Origin of the sequence: Mesorhizobium sp. B2-4-2, assembly GCF_006442845.1 — a bacterium.
GTDB lineage: Bacteria > Pseudomonadota > Alphaproteobacteria > Rhizobiales > Rhizobiaceae > Mesorhizobium.
This window is the reverse complement of the sequence record NZ_VFVM01000001.1, coordinates 684,101-703,032: the sequence shown is the minus strand read 5'-3', so window position 1 is coordinate 703,032 and position 18,932 is coordinate 684,101. Positions and strand designations below refer to the sequence as shown.

Sequence of the window (18,932 nt, the reverse complement as noted above, 5' to 3'; positions counted from 1 at the left end):
ATCACGCGGCTGTGATGTGGCGGCGGAAAGCTGAGTCGCGGTCATGCTTTCGTCATTTCCGCAGAGTTGATAGGATCGCATAGATTCCCACAACAAGCCCGGCTGGGCAGAGCAAGGAAATTCCCATGGCTTCGAGCGTAGCGTTGGTCTGGTACCTGGTAATCGCCGGCCCGCAAGGCGGCATGGTCGTGTTGCCCAGCACGTTCGACAAGCGCGAACAATGCACCGCCGCCATCACCGAATACCAGAAGCAGCCGGCCCCGACCGGCTGGTCGCTGCAATGCGTGCCGAGCGCGTCACCCTTCACCGATGAGGGCGACGCGGAGGAACCGGCAGCGCAGTAAGGCGCGATGCGGCGTCAGCGCCGTGCGCTGACCGTCAGTTCCGGCTTCTGGTTGATGGTCTGGAACACCACGCAGTAGCGTTCGGTCAGCTTCAGCAAGGAATCGATGCGCTCCTGCGGCTCATCGGTGTCGAGACTGAAATTCAGCCTGATGGCGCGAAAACCGACCGGCGCATCCTTGGCAACGCCAAGCGTGCCGCGAAAATCAAGGTCGCCTTCGGCCTCGACCGTGGCGGCGCCGAGCTTGAATTCGAGCGCCGTCGCCACCGCCTTGAGCGTCACGCCGGCGCAGGCCACAAGTGCCTCCAGCAGCATGTCGCCCGAGCAAAGCTCGAGCCCCGAGCCGCCGGTTGCGGGATGCAGACCGGCAATCGCGAGAGCCCTGCCCGTCTCGACCTTGCAGGCGATCGACTGGTCATCGAGACTGCCTCTGGCCCTGAGCGTGATGAGCGCGCGCGAAGCATCATCGCGATAGGTCTCTTTCAGCGGCGCCTGCATGGCCTTCAGTGCGGTGGCGTCCATTTCGCTGCCCCTTTCGACGATCGTTTCTGGCGCTGGCGTGCGTCAAGCCACCGAGATTTGACCCGATCACACCGGAAAGCAAACATAATCATCGCGCTGGGACACAGGCGCGCAATCACTATCCCAAATGGACATTGACGGACGAGGTCTCAAAGACCGTCCGAGCCGTGCGAGTGCCGTCGTCCCATTTTCTGGTGACCGACTCGGGTCAACAAGGGCTGGCGATGGGCAGTCGGGTGTGCCAACGGTTTCTCCTGATAGGAATTTTTTCTTGACAGGGTGAAGGCAGCTATGGTACATTCCTGGTTATGGTGCTGAGTTGCGCCACGGACCCGCCGTACAGGCGGTTTTTTTATTCAATGCTCTCTCAATAGCGCGTCGAGAAGGCTTGCACGGAACCCGCTGACCCGGATTCGTTGCTGATGGCAGGCGATCCGTCTTCAGCCGGACGAGCCTTTCCTTTGACTTCGATCGCATCGGCTATAGCTATGCGACAAGCGTTCTCGCGGAGGCGTCATGCCGTTCAAGTTGAAACTGCTCTCTCTCATCCTGCTGATGCTTGCTGCCTTCGAACAGCCTGTCCTGGCTGAAACGCCGGAGAGGCCGGCGCCGACCGGCGGTGTGCTGTCGCTGCTGCCGCCGCCGCAGGTCACCAGCCATTCGATCACGGTTGCCGGACGCAAGCTGGACTATCAGGCCAAGACCGGCACGCTGTCGCTGCTTTCAGGCAAGGCCGACGTCACGGCGGAGATCTTTTATGTCGCCTATACGCTGCGGCCACCGGCCGACGCGGCAAAAACGGCACCACGCCCCATTACCTTCGTCTTCAATGGCGGCCCCGGGGCGGCTTCCGCCTATCTGCATCTCGGTGCGCTCGGTCCGCGCATCATCACGACCGGAGCCGATGGCGAATTCCTGCCGCCGCCGCAAAAGATCATCGACAATCCGGACAGCTGGCTCGACATGACCGACCTCGTCTTTGTCGATCCGGTCGGCACCGGCTACAGCCGCGAGGCTCCCGGGCAGAACACCCACGACTTCTGGGGCGTCAACCAGGACGCCAGCTCGATCGGCGCCTTCATCCGGCTCTATCTGGCCCAGAACGGCCGCAGCGGCTCGCCGCTTTTCCTGGCCGGGGAAAGCTATGGCGGGTTTCGCGCGGCGCTGCTCGCCAGGACTTTGCAGGAAGATGTCGGCCTTAGCCCGAGCGGCATCGTGCTGATCTCGCCGGCGCTGGAATTCATGCTGGTGCAACCTGACGAATTCGAGCCGCTGCACTGGGCTCTCGAACTCCCCTCGCTGGCGTCGGTGCGGCTCAGTGCCGACGGCGTTACCGGCGAGGCGCTGCGGGCGCAGTTGGCCGCGGTCGAGCGCTATGCGCTTGGCGACTACCTCACGGCGCTGGCCAGCGGGCTGGAGCAAGGCGGGCGGCTGGCCAGCCAGCGGGTGGCCGAGATCACCGGTCTGCCCCTCGACCTCGTGCAGCGGAATTTCGCGCGTATACCGACCAGCCTTTTCGCGAGGGAGTTCGCCCGCTCGAAAAGCAAGGTACTCAGCCCCTATGACGCCATGATCGGCACGGCCGACATCGCTCCTGAAAGCGCTCGCACCGCCGGACCCGATCCGGTGCTCGACCGCAGCGTTCCAGCGTTGACCTCGGCTTTTGTCGGCTATGCCCGGGACGAATTGAACTACCACACCGATGTCAGCTACCGGCTGCTCAATGGCGAGATCAGCCGCAATTGGGACTACGGCACATCGCGGCAGGGCTATGCCGGCGTGATGAACGATCTGCAGCGGGCGCGCTCGCTCAATCCCGCGCTCGGCGTCGTCATCGTCAACGGCTACACCGACCTCGTCACGCCCTATCTGGCATCTCGCTATCTGGTGAACCAGGTACCGACGCTGGCCGGTGCAAAGCCCATCCGCGTCGATGTGCTGGACGGAGGACACATGATGTATTTCAGGCCGGACGGAAGGCGGGCGCTCAAGGCAGCGGCGGCGGAGCTTTACCAAGCGACGCAGTAAGCGTCGCTTGGTAGCACCGGAGTGACCGGCAGTCCGCGACACGCTGGCGGGACAGTGCCCTCCTCTGTCCTCCAGGCAAGGGAGCCGCGAAGGACATTGCAGTTCATCTTGGCGGCCGGCCGCCTTCAACCGGCCTGCGGCGCCGAAGCGATCTCACACCCGTGGCTGTGACTTCACATGGGCAATGTAGCCGCGCACGTCGCTGGCCGGGTCTGCATAGGCCTTGCCGAGCTTCTTCTCCATCGCGGCCATGTAGTCGCTGGCCCATTCCGGCAGGGCATAGTCGATGACGGCGAGAAATTCGAGTGTCGCCGCCAGGCGGATGTCGGCGATAGACGGGTTCTTGCCTCCAATGAAGGGCTTGCCGTCCCTGAAGAAGGAGTGGAACACCTCCAGCGGTTCGGAGATGGCTGCGATCGCCGCCTTCTGCGCCTCGGCCTTCCTGTCGGGATGAGCGTCGCTGTGGCCGACCTCTCCGGCATATTGCGGGAAACCGAGCGCCGGATAGGTGGCGCGCGCCACATAGGGATAGAGCGTACCGATCAGGTAGAACATGGCGCTGTCGATCATCGCCCGCTTGGCAGGCGCCTTGGGGTAGAATTTCTCCAGCCCGTGCTTGTTGGCGAGATACTGCATGATGGCGCAGCTTTCCCAAAGCACCCCTCGCGGCAGGCCCTTGTCCTCGATCATCGGAGTCAGATGGGCCGGGTTGCGCGCCATGAATTCGGGCGAACGCGTGCTGCCCCAGGCGTCGGCCTCGGCATGGTCCAGCCCGGCGGCGCGGGCAAACACCCGAACCGTCATGTTGTTGACGCTCGGCTTCAGCATGCTGATCATCAGGGCGGGTTTCTTCGCCGACTTCCCCTTGGTCCTGGACGCGGCTTTGCCGGCAGTTGCTGCTTTTGACGTCGCCTTGGCCGAAGGCTTTGCCGATATTTTTGGCGCCGGCTTGGCTGAAGCTTTTGCTGCTGGCTTTGCCATAGCCTTTGGTGTCGCCTTGGCCGCCGGCTTCCTCGCACCCTTCGTCGCTGTCTTTGCCATCTGTTCCTCCCTTTGTTTATTCAAAATCAATATGGATTGCGCGGCGCCCTGTCGGCCGACAATGTCGCGCGCAAGCGCTCGACCAGCGCCTGGATGGCGTCGGCCAGATGCGCCTCGGCGATGTTGTAGTCGCCACGCGCGACGCGGAGCTTGTGCGCTTCCATCAGCACGTCGGCATGGCTAAAGCCGGCCGGCGGCTCGAAACGGTAGGAAGCAAGTTCGATCAGCAGGCCAAGCGGATCCTCGAAATAGATCGAATCCATGAAACCGCGGTCCTTGACGCCACTGTGCTTGATGGCGCGCTCGTCAAGCCGGGCGACCGCCTGCAGGAAGGTCACGCGCGACACGGCAAAGGCGATGTGGTGGACGCAGCCCGTGTCGGTCGGCGTGCGGCGCTTTGCCGGCGTGCGGGTCTCGTCGGTAAAGATGGTGATCAGCCGCCCGTCGCCCGGATCGAAATAGAGATGGCTTTCGGCTGCCTTGTCGAGGTTGGGTTGCTCGAAAATGAATGGCATGCCCAGCACGCCTTCCCAGAAATCGATCGACGTCTGGCGACCGGCGCCGACCAGCGTGATGTGATGGACGCCTTGCGATTGCAGTTTCTGCATTGCGTTCTCCCCCTGATGTCGGCGTTTCGATATCCGTAAGTGCCGGCTGTCAGCCCGCCGCCATGATGCGAATGGCGTCTCTTATGCGAGCGCTGGCTTCCTGATCCGCGCCGTTCCCTTGGCTCGCCGAACCTTACGCGCCGGCTTTGTGAGACGATGCTAAACCAATCAGTCGCGCCGCGCCAGAAGCCGCATCCGGGATCGGCCCTGCCCCAACGCAAGCACGGCGCTGGAGCAGCGCCATGCAAGGTTTCGCCCCTATAGCTGGCGGGAGCGGAGCCGACAGGGGCCGGAGCCGTTTTCACACAAGGCCGCTTGTCGCATGGCCGATGTCGCCATTCTCGAAACACGCGAAAGGGTTCTCGCCGGTATCCTCCTGACCGGCGCCGCCTATTTGCTTTTTTCGACGCAGGACGCTTCGATCAAGCTGCTGGTAGCCGGCATGAGCGTCTGGCAGATCCTGTTCTTCCGCAGCATCACCATACTGACCGCCTGCGCGGCGATCGGCGGACGGCATCTCTATGCGGAGACGGCGCGGTCGCCGATCGTGTGGCCGATGCTGTTGCGCAGCGTCTTCACCCTGGCGGCGTGGCTTTGTTATTACAATGCCGCGCGCAGCCTGCAGCTCGCCGAACTGACCACCGTCTATTACGCGGCCCCGATCATCGTCACCGTGCTTTCGGTGGTGATGCTTGGCGAAAAAGTGCCAATGCTGCGCTGGCTGGCGGTGGCAATCGGCTTCGCCGGCGTCTTTGTCGCCTGTGACCCTGCCCATCTCGGGCTGTCCGTGCCGGTGCTGCTGGTGCTGGCCGCCGCTTTCCTGTGGGGCATCGCCATCGTGCTGTTGCGCAAGACAGCACTTGCCGAGCGCTCGATGATCCAGCTCATGCTCAACAATTTCTATTTCCTGATATTCTCGGCGGTGCCCGCGCTGCTCTGGTGGAAGATACCCGGCTGGAGCGAACTGCTTCTGCTTGCCAGCGTCGGCGCGCTCGGCGGCTTGGCGCAGTATCTTCTCTTCGAAGGCATGAAACGGACGCCGGCCTCGATCATCGCGCCGCTGGAATACACTTCGCTGTTGTGGGCCTTCGCGCTCGGCTTCGCCATCTGGGGCGACGTGCCGCGTCGCGAAGTGTTTTTCGGCGCTGCTCTCATCATCACCGCAGGGCTGCTGATCGTCGGCGGCGAGCATTTCCGCAAACGGCTGTGACGGGCCAGACTTCTGACACTACGATGTCAGGACAGAACCACGTAAATTGGCTTTCATGACCGATGTAGCAGCCGCCACCGACACCGCAGAACGGACACTTGGCATCATCCTGGTGTCGTCGTCGGCGGCGGTGTTCGGATTGACCGGCGTGCTGACCAAATCGATCCATGCCGATCCGCTGACCATCACCTGCTGGCGCGGTTTCGTCGGCTCGATCCTGATCAGCCTCTATGTGCTGTGGCGCCGCCACCGCTCCGGCAACCGCCAAACGCTGCGGCTCGGCTGGCGCGGCTGGCTGCTGGCGGTGGAAGGCGCGCTGGCCAGCATCGCCTTCATCTGCGCCTTCAAATTCACCTTCGTCGCCAATGTCACGGTCATCTACGCGACGTCGCCTTTCATTGCCGCGCTGCTCGCCTTCCTGCTGGTGCGCGAGCCCTTCCGCCTGCAGACGATGTTAGCCGCCGCCGTCTCGCTTTGCGGCGTCGCGGTCATGGTCTGGTCGAGCTTCGGCACAGGCAATCTGTTCGGAGACGGGCTGGCGCTGCTGATGACGGTCGGCAGCGCGCTCTACATGATCATGGTGCGCGCCTTCCGCGACACGCCGGCGGTCTGGGCAGGCGCGGTCTCGGCCCTGCTGTTGTTCATACTCGGCTGGTTCGTCACCGACCCGCTTGCCGTCTCGGCAAGGGATGCCGTGCTGCTCGTCGCCTTCGGCTCGAGCTTCGCACTCTCCTCGATCCTGTGGACGGAAGGCGCGAGGCTCATCCCGGCGGCTGAATCCGGCCTGCTCGGCTCTGCCGAAGTGCCGTTCGCGATCCTGTTTGCCTTCCTTTTCCTGGCCGAGATACCGCCCATGGCCAGCATGATCGGCGGCGCAATCGTGCTTTGCGCGGTCTTTGCCCATGCCGGCCGCGACTGGCTGTCGGCAAAGCAGCAACAAGCGCCAGGGCCGTTGTGAAAGCCGAGCCCAAAAAAATTTGCGCAGTCACGGAACCATCATCCGGTTCAGGCATTGTTGAGCCGACGGACCACCCCCCGAGTCCCCCCAAACCCCTCGGTCCGTCCTACTCCAAGCCGACCGCAAGGTCGGCTTTTTCTTTGGCCCCACGCCTGAAGACAGGCAGCTGTCAGCCAAAAAGTCCTGGCACAGCCAGGCCGGCGCCGAGCAGTGCGGCCAAATCCCGCGCCGGGTTCTCGGTATCGGCGCGCAGCCGGATGGCGAATTCGGCAACGGGCACGGGCGGCAGGTCGAACGTGCGCGGTGCTTCGACGATGCCGGAATGGGCAAAGCGCGCGGTGCGCAGCGTCAGCGCAATGCCGGCCTTGACCGCCGTGCGCAGGCCGGCCAGGCTCGCGCTGCCGGCCGCAACGCGATAGCGCCGGCCGGCCGAATCGAGCGCCGAGATCGCCGCTTCGCGGAAGCCGCAATGCGGATCGAGCAGCGCAAGCGGCAATTCGTCCTGTCGCGCAGCCAGCCCTTTTTGCGAACAGAGCCACATCATCGGCTCGCGCAACATGCCGATTTCGTCCGGCGTCGCCGCCTGCCGCATAACGACCGCCAGATCCAGGCTACCGCCCTGAAGGGCTTGCGCCAGCTCGGCGGAGCGGCCGACGCGCAGCTCGATCCTGACACGCGGATGGCTTTCGGCGAAAGCACGCAATAGATCGGGCAAGCCGCTGTCGGCGAAATCCTGCGTCGTGCCGATCGCGATGCGTCCGTCGGCCTTTGCGCCCTTCAGGCCGAGCCAGGCTTCACGATGCGCTGCAAGGATACGCCGGGCATGGCCGACAAGCTCCTCACCGGTCGGCGTCAGGCTGCGGCCCCTGCCCTGCGGTGCCAGCAGCGGTTCGCCGACAGCCTCTTCCAGCCGCTGCATCTGCGCCGTCACAGCCGACGGTGAACGGCCGACGATAGAGGCCGCCTGCGCCAGCGAGCCGCCGTCGGCGAAGGCGAGGAATGTCCTCAAGAGGTCGGGATCGAGCGTTTTCATAATTCGATATTATCGAAGTATTCTCTGAAAACAATTCGATTTTCATGTTTCCTGGTTGGTGACAGAGTTGCGTCATCGGCTGACTGAGGCCGCCAGAACCAAGGAGAAGGACAATGCCCATCATCAACGTCAGCGTCACCGGGGAAGCCCGACGCGACGCTGTCCGCCAGGATCGCCAAGGAGGCGACCGAACTCACCGCCACGCACCTTCGCAAGGATCCGACCATAACGGCGGTTGCCGTCTCTTATCTCGATCCGCAGCACTGGTTCGCCGGCGGCACGTCGCTGGCCGAGCATGGGACCAATACGTTCTGGCTCGACATCAAGGTGGTCGACAGCACCAACACCAAGCTCGAGTTGGAAGCCTATCTCAAGGCGATCTTCGCCGCCTTCGGGCGCCTGCTCGGGTCCGTGCACGAAGAAAGCTACGCCTTCGTCCACGAAGTGCCGGCCGCCGCCTACGGTTTTGGCGGCAAAACGCAGGAATTCCGCTTCATCAGCGGGAGACTGAAGGCGGCGTAAAGGATGCCGCTTTTGCCTTCCCTTCGTGAGAGGCGGCAAGAGGCCCTTGCGCATTGACCTTGCCCGCACATCGTCTAGGTTCTTGCCGAAGCGGCCGCAGAGCCGAGGTGCAAGGAACGTTGGGAGAGACGCGGCATGATCCTGACACTGGCGCTGCTTGCGGGTCTGGTCGTGGCCTGGCTGCTGATCGGGGTAGTGGAAAAGTTCCGCCTCGGCCTGAGCTTTGCCCAGGCGCTGCTCTACGTGCCGTTCAAGCTCGCCTACCGGATCAGCGACAGCCGCATCGCAATCGCGCGCGATGCGGCGGCGCCAGTCATCTATGTCATCTCACATCAGTCGCACTTCGAACCGGCGCTGATGCTGTCGCTGCTGCCTGACGACACGCTGCACATCCTCGACGGAGCCTCGGCCAGGGCGCCATGGCTGGAGCCGTGGCGCGAGCTTGGCCGCACCATCGCCTTCAACGCCGAACACGTCTTCGTCAGCCGCAGGCTGGTGCGCGTGCTGAAGGGCAAGGGCCGGCTTGCCGTCTACCTGCCGGACGCGGTCGAGCCCGACGTCAAGTCGTTCCGGCTGTTTCGCGCTGTCACCCGCATCGCCATGCAGGCCGACGCCCGCATCGTGCCGATCTTCGTCGGCGGCGCCCGCGACCTTCCTGTCTCGCTGACGCCGGCCAGCATCGCGCCAAGGCGCTGGTTCCCTCGCCTGTCGATCAGCGCATTGGAACCAATGACCATCGCCGAGCTGGTGGCGCGCATTCCCGACCAGGCCTCGAACACCAACGCGCTGTTCGACCGCTTCGCCGAGGCGCGCTTCGCAGCCGCCGATCTCGATCGCGGCCTGTTCCTGGCCATGCGTGACGCCGCAACCAGGGTCGGCGCATCGCATCCGATCATCGAGGACGTCGTCTCGGGCGCGCTCAGCTATCGAAAACTGTTCATCGGCGCGCGCGTGCTGGGCAGGCGTTTCGAGGCGGTGACGGCGCCCGGCGAAGCGGTCGGCCTGCTCCTGCCCAACGCCAATGGCGTGGTGCTGTCCCTGGTCGGGCTGCTCTCGGCCGGTCGGGTGGCCGCGATGATCAACTACACCGCGGGTCCGGCCAGCGTCACCGCCGCCATCCGCACGGCGGTGATCCGCACGGTCGTCTCCTCCCGCGCCTTCATCGAGAAGGCCGACCTCGGCGATATCGTGACGGCGGTCGAAAAGGGCGGCGCGAAATTTCTCTGGCTGGAGGATACACGCGCAAGCGTGACGGCGCTGGAAAAGCTTACCGCCGCCTTGCTGTGGCGCTGGCCGCTGCAGCGCCAGGACGCAGCCAAACCCGCGGTCATCCTGTTCACCTCCGGTTCGGAAGGCACGCCGAAGGCGGTGGTGCTGTCGCACAAGAACCTTTACGCCAACGCCATGCAGGCGGAAGCCCGTATCACCATCTCGCCGGCCGATATCCTGCTCAACGTATTGCCTGTGTTCCACTCCTTCGGGCTGACGGGCGGCACCATCCTGCCGCTGGTCACAGGCGTAAAGTTGTTCCTCTACCCCTCGCCTCTCCACTACAAGATCATCCCCGAGATCGCCCGTAAGGTGAAGCCGACGGTCATGTTCGGCACCGACACTTTCCTCGCCAATTACGCGCGCACCGCCAAGGACGGCGATTTTTCCAGCCTGCGCTTCGTCGTCGCCGGCGCCGAAGCGGTGAAGCCGGAAACCCGCCGCACCTATCGCGAGCGTTTCCAGGCCGAGATCATCGAAGGCTTTGGGCTGACCGAGGCCGCGCCCGTGGTTGCCGTCAACACCGCCATCCATAGCCGCGACGGCACCGTCGGGCGGCTGCTGCCGGCCATCCGCATGAAGCTCGAACCCGTCGACGGCATCGATGGCGCCGGCCGTCTGTGGCTCGACGGCCCGAATATGATGATGGGCTACATGACCGCCGACCGACCGGGCGAATTGCAGCGGCTCGAGGGCTGGCACGACACCGGCGACATCGTCTCGGTCGACCGCGAGGGCTTCATCACCATTCGCGGCCGGGCCAAGCGTTTCGCCAAGATCGCCGGCGAGATGGTGTCGCTGGGTGCGGTCGAGATGCTGGTGCAGTCGCTGTGGCCGGAAGAGCGCCATGCCGCCGTGGCGGTGCCCGACAAACGGCGCGGCGAGCGCATCGTGCTGGTGACCACCGCCGACGATGCGAGTGCCGAGGAACTGCGCCAATTCGGCAAGAAGGCCGGGGCGGCCGAACTGATGGTGCCCAACGACATCGTCAAGGTGGAAGAGATCCCGGCGCTGGGCTCGGGCAAGACCGACTATGTGTCGGCCCGCAGACTGGCCATCGATCGTCTGGGGCTGAGTGCGGCGGCGTAGGCGAACGGCCTGAAGGGTCGTCTCGCCTAAATCGCAGGCCCGGGCGCAAAGCGCTGGCCTTCAATGCACCCTCTGTCGCCTTCGGCGACATCCCCGCCTTCAAAGAGGGATAACAGCGTTATCCTATATCCGAAGGCGGCACCTGCTCGCCTTCCAGCCTGGCGCGCTTCGAATAGGCACGCACGCTGAAGGGCAGGAAGAGGAGATAACCGGCGACGGAGGCCGTCAGCGTGTACCAGGGATAGGTCATCAAGAGCAGGATGTAGAGCACGACCCCCAGGATGACCGGCAATACCTTGTCACCCGGCACCTTGACGCTCTTACCCGAATAGACCGGCAAACGGCTGACCAGCAGGAAGGCGACCAGTACGGTGAAGCCGGTGGCGATGAAGGCGGCCGGGCGGCCGGGCTCCAGCCCAAGCCGCAGGAAATACAGATAAAGCGGCAGCATCACCAGCACGGCGCCCGCCGGCGCCGGTACCCCAACGAAATATTCGGTCTGCCATGCCGGCCGCTCGGCCTTTTCCTCGTCAAGAACATTGAAGCGGGCGAGCCGCATGCCGCAGGCGATGGTGAACAAAAGGGCGGCAATCCAGCCCGGCGATCCCGCGCGGTCGAGCAGGAAAGCGTAAAGCACCAGCGCGGGCGCGACGCCGAAATTGACGATGTCGGCCAGCGAATCCATCTGCGCGCCGAATTTCGACGTCGCCTTCAGCATTCGCGCCAGCCGGCCGTCTATGCCGTCGAGAAACGCGGCGAGCAGTACCATGACCACCGCGGGCTCGAAGCGGTTCTCGAAAGCGAAGCGGATGCCGGACAAGCCGGCACAGATGGCGAGCACCGTAACCAGATTGGGCAGCACCATGCGCATCGGGATTTCGCGGATGCGCGGGCCGCCGCTGGCATGTGCCTCGAATTTCTTGAACGGCGCGCCCACCGGTCAGGATATCCGCACGAGAGGCGTGGCGGCGATACCGCCGAATTCCGCCAGCACCGTTTCGCCGGCGACCGCCGTCTGGCCGACGGCCACGCGTGGTGTCGCCGCCTCCGGCAGGAAGACGTCGACGCGCGAGCCGAAGCGGATCAGGCCGAAACGCTCGCCGATGGCGATCGAGCCGCCGGTCTCGGCCCAGCAGACGATGCGCCGCGCCACGAGGCCGGCGATCTGCACCGCCGCGACGGTGCCGTTGGGGCTGTCGATGACCAGCCCGTTGCGCTCGTTCTCGGTGCTTGCCTTGTCGAGTTCGGCATTAAGGAACTTCCCGGGCCGATGCTCGATACGGGAAATCTTGCCACGCACCGGGGCGCGGTTCACGTGGCAGGAAAAGACGTTCATGAACACCGATATGCGGGTCATTTCGGCATTGCCGAGGCCAAGCTCGCGCGGCGGCACGGCCGGGCCGACCGCCGAGATGACGCCGTCGGCGGGGCTCACCACCAGACGGTCGTCGACCGGCGTCACCCGCTCGGGATCGCGGAAGAAATAGGCGCACCAGGCGGTGAGGATGAGCCCGATCCAGAACAGGATCGAGGAGAAATAGCCGAGGAAAAGCGTGCCCGCGCCAAAGGCGGCGATGAACGGATAGCCCTCGCGATGGATCGGTACGAACGCGTTCTTGACCGTATCGACAAGGCTCATGGGATGGGGCAGTCCCTGTTTCAGGTCCGGCCTCAATAACCGAAACACCCTCTGCCCGCAACGCGACAATGGTGAGGGAGGGGCGCGCAGTAGCCTTTTAGAATTGTCGGCCGCCATGTCGGCAAGCCATACGCTCGCCCGTCCTTGGCAGGACAGTGCCCCGCGACGCCTTCGGAACGGTGACGTGGGTCACGCAGCCAAGGAGCCAGCAATGTCATCCGTTGCCGAGAACGCCAAGATTATCGCCAAGGGCCTCGCTTTCGGGGAATCGCCGCGTTGGCATGAGGGACGCCTGTGGCTCTGCAACTGGGGTACCGGAGAGATCGTCGCCGTGAGCGAAGACGGCAAGAGCAGGGTGATGCTCACCGTGCCAGCGGTCCTGCCCTACTCCATCGACTGGCTGCCGGATGGCAGGTTGCTCGTGATTTCAGGCCGCGAAGGCCTGCTGCTAAGGCAGGAGGTGGATGGCAGGCTCGTCACCCATGCCGATCTGCGCGACCTCTCGAAAAGCCCCTGGAACGAGATCGTCGTCGATGGGCGCGGCAATATCTATGTCAATGGTGGCGGCCCGGCGCCGGCACCCGGCCAGCATTTCGGCCCGGGCACGATCGTACTGATCACGCCGGACGGGACGGCCAGGCAAGTGGCTGGGAATATCGCGTTTGCCAATGGCATGGCTGTGACCCCGGACAACAGGACGCTGATCATTGCCGAATCCCACTCCAACCGGCTGACCGCCTTCGACATAACCGCCGACGGCACTCTGGCTAATCGGCGGGTGTGGGCCGATGTCGACGGCTATCCCGACGGCATCTGCCTCGATGCCGAAGGGGCGGTCTGGTACGCGGATGTTCCCAACAAGCGCTGTGCGCAGGTACGCGAAGGCGGTGAAGTGATGCAGACCGTGACCGCCGATCGCGGCTGCTTCGCCTGCATGCTGGGCGGTGTCGACGGCAGGACGCTGTTCATCACCGTCGCCGAATGGCGCGGCTTCGACCACATGACAAGCGACGCCCGCACTGGTCAGGTGCTGGGCGTCGCTGTTTCCTCGCCTGGCGCGGGATGGCCGTCTTACATTTCGGGCACACGCTGATTGGCGAAAGCGACGGAGATAGCCAACGCCGCTACGACAGCTCCGACGTGCGCCTGCGCACCACCACACCCAGTTCGTCGCTTTCGCGGGCGATGCGCAGACGCTCCTCGGCTTCGGTCGCCTCGCGCTGGCGGTCCCACATCGAGGCGTAAAGCCCGTGCTTGCGCATCAGATCGGCATGTGTGCCGCGTTCGGCGATCTGGCCGTCCTTGAGCACGATGATTTCGTCGGCCGTGATCACCGTCGACAGCCGGTGGGCGATGACGATGGTGGTGCGGCCCCGGCTGACCAGGTCGAGCGCGGCCTGGATCTCCTGTTCGGTATGGCTGTCCAGCGCCGAGGTCGCCTCGTCGAGCATCAGGATCGGCGGCGCCTTGAGGATGGTGCGGGCAATTGCCACGCGCTGCTTCTCGCCGCCGGAAAGCTTCAGACCGCGCTCGCCGACCATCGAGCGGTAACCCTCGGGCAGCCGCTCGATGAAGGGGCCGATCTGGGCGAGTTCGGCCGCCTTGCGCACCTCCTCCTCGCTGGCGCCGATGCGGCCGTAGCGGATGTTGTAGGCGATGGTGTCGTTGAACAGCACGGTGTCCTGAGGCACCATGCCGATCGCCGCGCGCAGGCTCTCCTGCGTCACCTCCCTGACATCCTGGCCGTCGATCAGCACCTGGCCCGACTGGATGTCGTAGAAGCGGAACAGCAGCCGCGAGATGGTCGACTTGCCCGCGCCCGAAGGACCGACGATGGCGACCGTCTTGCCGGCCGGCACCTCGAAGCTGATGCCTTTCAGGATCTTGCGGTTCGGGTCGTAGGAGAAATGCACGTCACGGAATTCGACCTTGCCGGCCTCGATGGCGAGCGGCCTGGCATCAGATTTGTCGACGATCTCCTTCGGCACGTCGAGCAGGCCGAACATCTGCTCGATATCGGTGAGGCCCTGGCGAATCTCGCGGTAGATGAAGCCGATGAAATTGAGCGGCACCGAGAGCTGCATCAGCATGGCGTTGATGAAGACGAAATCACCGACAGACTGCGTACCGCGCTGCACTTCGAGCGCGGACATGCACATGACGATGACCGTGCCCAGCCCGTAGATGACGCCCTGGCCGAAATTCAGCCAGCCGAGCGACGTCCAGATCCTGGTCGCCGACATCTCGTAGCGCGCCATGGAGCGGTCGAAGCGCTCGGCCTCCATGGCCTCGTTGTTGAAATATTTGACCGTCTCGAAATTGAGCAGTGAGTCGATCGCCTTGGTGTTGGCGTCGGTGTCGCTGTCGTTCATGTCGCGGCGGATCGAAATGCGCCAGTCGCTGGCGCGAACCGTGAACCAGACATAGAGCCAGACGGTGACTGCCACCACGGCTACGTATTTCCAGCCATAGGTGTAGGCGAAGATGCCCGTGGTCAGCGCGAATTCGAGGATGGTCGGCGCCGTGTTGAGCATGATGAAGCGCACGATCGTCTCGATGCCCTTGGTGCCGCGCTCGATGATGCGCGACAGGCCGCCGGTGCGGCGCTCGAGATGGAAGCGCAGGGACAACTGGTGCATGTGGACGAAGGTGCGGAAGGCAAGCTGGCGCACAGCGTACTGGCCGACGCGGGCAAACAGCGCGTCGCGCAACTGGTTGAAGCCGAGTTGCACGAGCCGCACGACATTGTAGGCGACAACCAACATGACCGGGGCGAGCAGGAAGGCGGGCAGCGGCGGCGTCGATCTGCCGTCACCGGCCAAGGCGTCGGTCGCCCATTTGAAGAAATAGGGTCCCGCGACCAATGTCAGCTTGGCAACCACCAGCAGAATTGTCGCCCAGGTGACGCGCGCCCGCAGATCGGCACGATCCGCCGGCCACATATAGGGCCAGAGGTTAAGCAGCGTCTTGAAGGTCGGGGAATCGGCGGAGACGGTTTTTTCGGCCACTTTTCTTGCCTTTTGGGTGAGAGGGTCAGCGGCTGGTCGAGCAGGAAACGACGAGCGCGCTCAGCGAAGCCGACACGCCGGCAAGCGCGGCTTGGTCCACCTCGTAGCGCGAGCGCTGGCGGTCAGGCGCGAAGCGCACCAGCCCCGCCTCGACCAGGATCTTCAGATGCTGCGAGACGGTCGACTGGGCGAGATCGAGGTGGTCGACAACGTCCCGACAGCAGCAGAAACCGCTGGCAGACAGGCGTTTCAGGATCTCGATGCGCGCAGGGTGCGAGAGCGCGGCGAAGCGGGCAGCGATGGAGTGGCTGTCGGTGGTGCAAGAGGTTGGCGCGCTCGTCGCGCGGTCTTGTTCAGGCAGGGATTCGGTCATCGTTCATCGGCGATAGACGATGAACAGTGACGAGGCAAGCTGGCCGGATGGGGAGATTGCAGGCGGAGGGCTGCGAAGGATCGGCTTCGGAACGGCTTGCAGCCGCCCCGCTGACGCTTGCCTACTCCGTCTTCGCCGAATGCGTCGTCATCTGGTCACCCATCGCCTTGAGGTCGGCGGCCTCGCCTTCCTTAGACCGTGGCGGGACCTTGAACACCTGTCCCGGCCAGATGCGGTCGGGATTGCGGATCTGGTCCTGGTTGGCGAGATAGATGGTCGAGTAGCGCATGCCATAGCCGTAAACGCGCCGCGAAATCCGCCACAGCGTGTCGTGACGGCGGATGATCACGGCGCCGTTGGCATGTTCGAGCTTAGGTGAAACAGTCTCGGCCACATCGGAAGGCGGCGTGGCCACTGCATCGGCCGGAGCCGGTTCCGCCGGGTTGGCGGGCGCTTCAGCGGCAGCCGACGGTTCGGCAAACTTTGCATCGGCCGCCTTGGATCCAGCAGGCGCCACGGCGGCGACCGCCTCGCCCGGTTCGCGCTCGAACGGTACGGCGGCGCGGGCCACCACCTTCACCCCGTCGGCATCGAGGCCATCGACACGGATGGTGTAACTGCCGACCGGTACGTCGCGCCTCGCCTCAACCAGGAAATGGCCATTCGGCGATGTCTGCGCTTCGCCAAGCAGGATGTCGTTGGCATAGGCGCGCACCTTGCGGCCCGGGTCGGCGAGGCCGGCGACAAAAATCTTGCTGCCGTCAATCTCGACCGCTTCGACGACGATCTTGGGTTCGGCCACGGATGGCGCGGGCGGCGTTGTCGGCGCCGCAGGAGCAGGCGTTGCTTCGATGGCGGCGGACGCGCCTGGCGCCGGAGCCGCGGCTGCAGGCGCTTCCGGTGTTGTCTGCGGCTGGGGCACGGTCAGCAGTTCGGCCGGCTTGCCCGGTTCCTCGACCATGGCCAGCACCTGACCGCTCGCATTGGCGGGAATGGAGACGACGGCCGTCTGGGCCGAAGCGGTCACCACATCGCCGGCGGTGGAGCGCAAGGCAATCGTATAGTCACCGGGCTTCAGCGGATCATCGAGCACGATGACGAAGGCGCCATCCGGACCAGCGACCGTCGAGCCGATCACGGTCGAACCGTTGAGGATCTCGACCTTTGAATTGGGCGCGGCATTGCCGGCGACGACGATCGAACCATCGCCTTCAACGCGCACCACGTCGAAGGTCGGGGCGATCGGACCCGCGACGGCAGGCGCGGTTGCCTCAGAGGTGGGAGCGGACGGTGCCGCAGCCTGCGGCAGCCGCGCTTCCGTGCCCGGATTGGCCGGCTTCGGCGCCACAGGCGGAGCCTGCGCCGCGACGTCCGCCGGCGGCGTGCGATTGAAATATGGGTCGAGCGCGCCCGACACATAGGCGGTTCCCGCGACCGCAACGGTCCCACCCGCCGCGAACAGAAACGCCTTCAAAGGATTGATCGCCATCTACTTCCCTGCCCCTTAGCCATCTAACGCCGGTCTAGCCTGTTTTACCATCACCGACAAGAAAAAGCCCGGACTTCTCGGCCCTTAGGGCTTGACCGCGCTTTCAGACCCAATCACCAATCATCGGCATGAATACGATTCGATCCGTCTGCGTGTATTGCGGCTCGTCTCCGGGCCGTGATGAAACCTATGTCAAGGCTGGTCACCTGCTCGGGCGATCGCTTGCGCGCTCCGGCCTCAGGCTGATCTATGGCGGCGGCACCAAAGGCATCATGGGCGCCGTCGCTGAAGGCGCGCTCAAGGCCGGCGGCAAGGTCACCGGCATCATTCCCCGCTTCCTGATCAACAGGGAAGCAACCGAAACCGCGCTAGACCGGCTCGACGAGCTCGTGATCACCGAAAACATGCACGAGCGCAAACATAAGATGTTCGAGAAATCCGACGCCTTTGTGGCGCTGCCGGGCGGCATCGGCACAGTCGAGGAGATCGTCGAGGTCATGACCTGGGCGCAACTTGGCCATCACCGCAAGCCGATCGTCTTCGGCAATGTCGGCGGATTCTGGGATCCGATGCTGGCGCTTATCGACCATATGGCAACCGAAGGCTTCATTCACACCGCACAGCGGGTCAAGCCGCTGGTCGTCAATGACCCCGAGGCAATCGTCGCCGCCATCATGGTGGCAGGCTCCTCGGTCGATGCGCCGACGGAGGGCGTGCAGTCGGTGATAGACAAGATGTAAGGCAGTAGCTGAAGACAGAACCTACTGCCCTACTGCCCTACTGCCCTACTGCCCTACTGCCCTACTGCCGGCCAGCCGCAGATCATCGATTACCGCTCGCCGATCCTGGCGCCGCCAGGCGAGATGGATCGAGACCTTGCGCTCAAACCATGGCAGGTCCCGAAACAGGATCCCGGGCGGCGCGGCGATGCGCAGGCTCGACTGGACGGTGGCAAGGCCGAGGCCGGCGCTGACAAGGCCGAGCGAGGTCAACGGGTCCGCCGTCTCATAGGCGATATCGGGCAGGAAACCCGCCTTGGCGCAGGCGGCCAGGAACTGGCCGCGATTGGTGTCGTCGGGCTGGCGCACGACGGTGATCCAGACGCGGCCGTCGAGAGGGTGCGGCTGGATATCGGCCACTTCGGCGAGCGGATCGCCTTCGGGCATCGCCAGCGCCAGCGGCTCGTGGCGCAGCGGCATGCTGGCGACATCGGGATCGTCCGCGGCGGGCGGCGAATAGACCAGGCCCAGATCCAGCGACCGCTGCCGCAGCTCCTCGATCTGCGCCGCCGAGCGCAGGCTTCTCAACTGGAGATGAAAATCCGGCCGGTCGCGGCGGAATTGGCGCAGCATCGCGGCGACAAGCCCGGCGTGCACGGCGCCTTCGACATAGCCGATGGCAAGACGCCCGACAGACCCGCTGGCAAGGTTTCGACCAAGTTCCTCCAGCCGGCGCGCGTTCGACAGCAGCGCGCGGGCCTCGGCGAGAAAGGCGCGGCCCTCGGCATTGAGATGGACGCGCTGTTTTACTCGTTCGAACAGGGTTACGCCAAGCTGCTGTTCAAGCTGCATGATCTGCCGGCTCAGCGGCGACTGCGAAATATGCAGCAGCTCGGCGGCGCGACCGACATTGCCGGTTTCCGCGACGGCGACGAAATATCGGATCTGGCGCAAGTCGAACATTTTTTGCTCCGCGCGGCATCAAGTCTTCAAAAGTCTCAACTTTAGCCTAATCAGTCTTGGACAGTCTGACTATCCAGCGCGATACCTGCCGTCACCTACCGCTGACAAACAGGAGACC

17 protein-coding genes and 1 pseudogene are annotated in these 18,932 nt (G+C 64.3%); 8 read left to right on the top strand and 10 right to left on the bottom strand.

The genetic code is table 11. The annotated features are described in order from the left end of the window. The first annotated feature begins 125 nt into the window (after nt 1-125). Nucleotides 126-344, top strand: coding sequence for a hypothetical protein (locus FJ942_RS03390; protein ID WP_140494486.1), 219 nt, complete (start codon nt 126-128; stop codon nt 342-344). A 14-nt stretch (nt 345-358) separates the two neighbouring features. Here the strand turns inward: FJ942_RS03390 and FJ942_RS03385 are convergent, their stop codons facing one another. After that, nucleotides 359-865: an OsmC family protein gene (locus tag FJ942_RS03385; protein ID WP_140494488.1), complete on the bottom strand. Its 507-nt coding sequence runs from the start codon at nt 863-865 to the stop codon at nt 359-361. Nucleotides 866-1,381: 516 nt separating this feature from the next. Between FJ942_RS03385 and FJ942_RS03380 the strand changes: the two genes are divergently transcribed. After that, a complete protein-coding gene (locus FJ942_RS03380) occupies nt 1,382-2,893 on the top strand; it encodes a peptidase S10 (protein ID WP_140494490.1) in 1,512 nt (503 codons plus the stop codon). A 153-nt stretch (nt 2,894-3,046) separates the two neighbouring features. On the opposite strand, the gene FJ942_RS03375 is transcribed toward FJ942_RS03380, so the two are convergent. Together FJ942_RS03375 and FJ942_RS03370 are read right to left on the bottom strand one after the other, a co-directional pair. Next, on the bottom strand, nt 3,047-3,934 hold the full coding sequence (locus FJ942_RS03375) for a glutathione S-transferase family protein (RefSeq protein ID WP_140520661.1): 888 nt from the start codon (nt 3,932-3,934) through the stop codon (nt 3,047-3,049). A gap of 26 nt (nt 3,935-3,960) precedes the next feature. Further along, on the bottom strand, nt 3,961-4,542 hold the full coding sequence (locus FJ942_RS03370; protein WP_140555764.1) for a VOC family protein: 582 nt from the start codon (nt 4,540-4,542) through the stop codon (nt 3,961-3,963). A 322-nt stretch (nt 4,543-4,864) separates the two neighbouring features. Here FJ942_RS03370 and FJ942_RS03365 point away from each other — a divergent pair, with 322 nt between their 5' ends. Next, nucleotides 4,865-5,752 (top strand): DMT family transporter, encoded by an 888-nt coding sequence (locus tag FJ942_RS03365; RefSeq protein WP_140728187.1) that lies wholly within the window; start codon nt 4,865-4,867, stop codon nt 5,750-5,752. A gap of 55 nt (nt 5,753-5,807) precedes the next feature. Continuing rightward, the gene (locus FJ942_RS03360) at nt 5,808-6,710 is read left to right on the top strand and encodes a DMT family transporter (RefSeq protein WP_140562454.1); all 903 of its coding nucleotides are present in this window, start codon (nt 5,808-5,810) and stop codon (nt 6,708-6,710) included. Between the two features lie 169 nt (nt 6,711-6,879). Here the strand turns inward: FJ942_RS03360 and FJ942_RS03355 are convergent, their stop codons facing one another. Continuing rightward, the gene (locus tag FJ942_RS03355) at nt 6,880-7,743 is read right to left on the bottom strand and encodes a LysR substrate-binding domain-containing protein (protein WP_140897214.1); all 864 of its coding nucleotides are present in this window, start codon (nt 7,741-7,743) and stop codon (nt 6,880-6,882) included. Between the two features lie 113 nt (nt 7,744-7,856). Here FJ942_RS03355 and FJ942_RS03350 point away from each other — a divergent pair. Then, nucleotides 7,857-8,265, top strand: a pseudogene (locus FJ942_RS03350) (4-oxalocrotonate tautomerase family protein). 135 nt (nt 8,266-8,400) lie between these two features. Beyond that, nucleotides 8,401-10,623: an AMP-binding protein gene (locus tag FJ942_RS03345; RefSeq protein WP_140897213.1), complete on the top strand. Its 2,223-nt coding sequence runs from the start codon at nt 8,401-8,403 to the stop codon at nt 10,621-10,623. 118 nt (nt 10,624-10,741) lie between these two features. Here FJ942_RS03345 and FJ942_RS03340 read toward each other — a convergent pair whose 3' ends face one another. Further along, nucleotides 10,742-11,560: a phosphatidylcholine/phosphatidylserine synthase gene (locus FJ942_RS03340; RefSeq protein WP_140494505.1), complete on the bottom strand. Its 819-nt coding sequence runs from the start codon at nt 11,558-11,560 to the stop codon at nt 10,742-10,744. Between the two features lie 3 nt (nt 11,561-11,563). Further along, nucleotides 11,564-12,262 carry a phosphatidylserine decarboxylase gene (locus tag FJ942_RS03335; RefSeq protein ID WP_140624543.1) on the bottom strand — a complete coding sequence of 233 codons (699 nt, stop codon included), beginning with the start codon at nt 12,260-12,262 and terminating at the stop codon, nt 11,564-11,566. A gap of 211 nt (nt 12,263-12,473) precedes the next feature. On the opposite strand from FJ942_RS03335, the gene FJ942_RS03330 reads away from it, so the two are divergent. Next, on the top strand, nt 12,474-13,355 hold the full coding sequence (locus FJ942_RS03330; RefSeq protein WP_140897212.1) for an SMP-30/gluconolactonase/LRE family protein: 882 nt from the start codon (nt 12,474-12,476) through the stop codon (nt 13,353-13,355). Nucleotides 13,356-13,386: 31 nt separating this feature from the next. On the opposite strand, the gene FJ942_RS03325 is transcribed toward FJ942_RS03330, so the two are convergent. The 3 genes from FJ942_RS03325 to FJ942_RS03315 all read right to left on the bottom strand — a co-directional run bounded on the left by FJ942_RS03325 (nt 13,387) and on the right by FJ942_RS03315 (nt 17,132). Then, complete coding sequence (locus tag FJ942_RS03325) at nt 13,387-15,270, bottom strand: ABC transporter ATP-binding protein/permease (RefSeq protein ID WP_140897211.1); 1,884 nt, start codon at nt 15,268-15,270, stop codon at nt 13,387-13,389. Between the two features lie 25 nt (nt 15,271-15,295). After that, nucleotides 15,296-15,643, bottom strand: coding sequence for a metalloregulator ArsR/SmtB family transcription factor (locus FJ942_RS03320; RefSeq protein ID WP_140520669.1), 348 nt, complete (start codon nt 15,641-15,643; stop codon nt 15,296-15,298). Between the two features lie 121 nt (nt 15,644-15,764). Further along, a complete protein-coding gene (locus FJ942_RS03315; protein WP_140897210.1) occupies nt 15,765-17,132 on the bottom strand; it encodes a LysM peptidoglycan-binding domain-containing protein in 1,368 nt (455 codons plus the stop codon). 128 nt (nt 17,133-17,260) lie between these two features. On the opposite strand from FJ942_RS03315, the gene FJ942_RS03310 reads away from it, so the two are divergent. Further along, nucleotides 17,261-17,872 carry a TIGR00730 family Rossman fold protein gene (locus FJ942_RS03310; RefSeq protein ID WP_140517827.1) on the top strand — a complete coding sequence of 204 codons (612 nt, stop codon included), beginning with the start codon at nt 17,261-17,263 and terminating at the stop codon, nt 17,870-17,872. 45 nt (nt 17,873-17,917) lie between these two features. Here FJ942_RS03310 and FJ942_RS03305 read toward each other — a convergent pair whose 3' ends face one another. Continuing rightward, nucleotides 17,918-18,814, bottom strand: a complete 897-nt coding sequence (locus FJ942_RS03305; protein ID WP_140897209.1) for a LysR substrate-binding domain-containing protein — start codon at nt 18,812-18,814, stop codon at nt 17,918-17,920. Between the last annotated feature and the right edge of the window lie 118 nt (nt 18,815-18,932).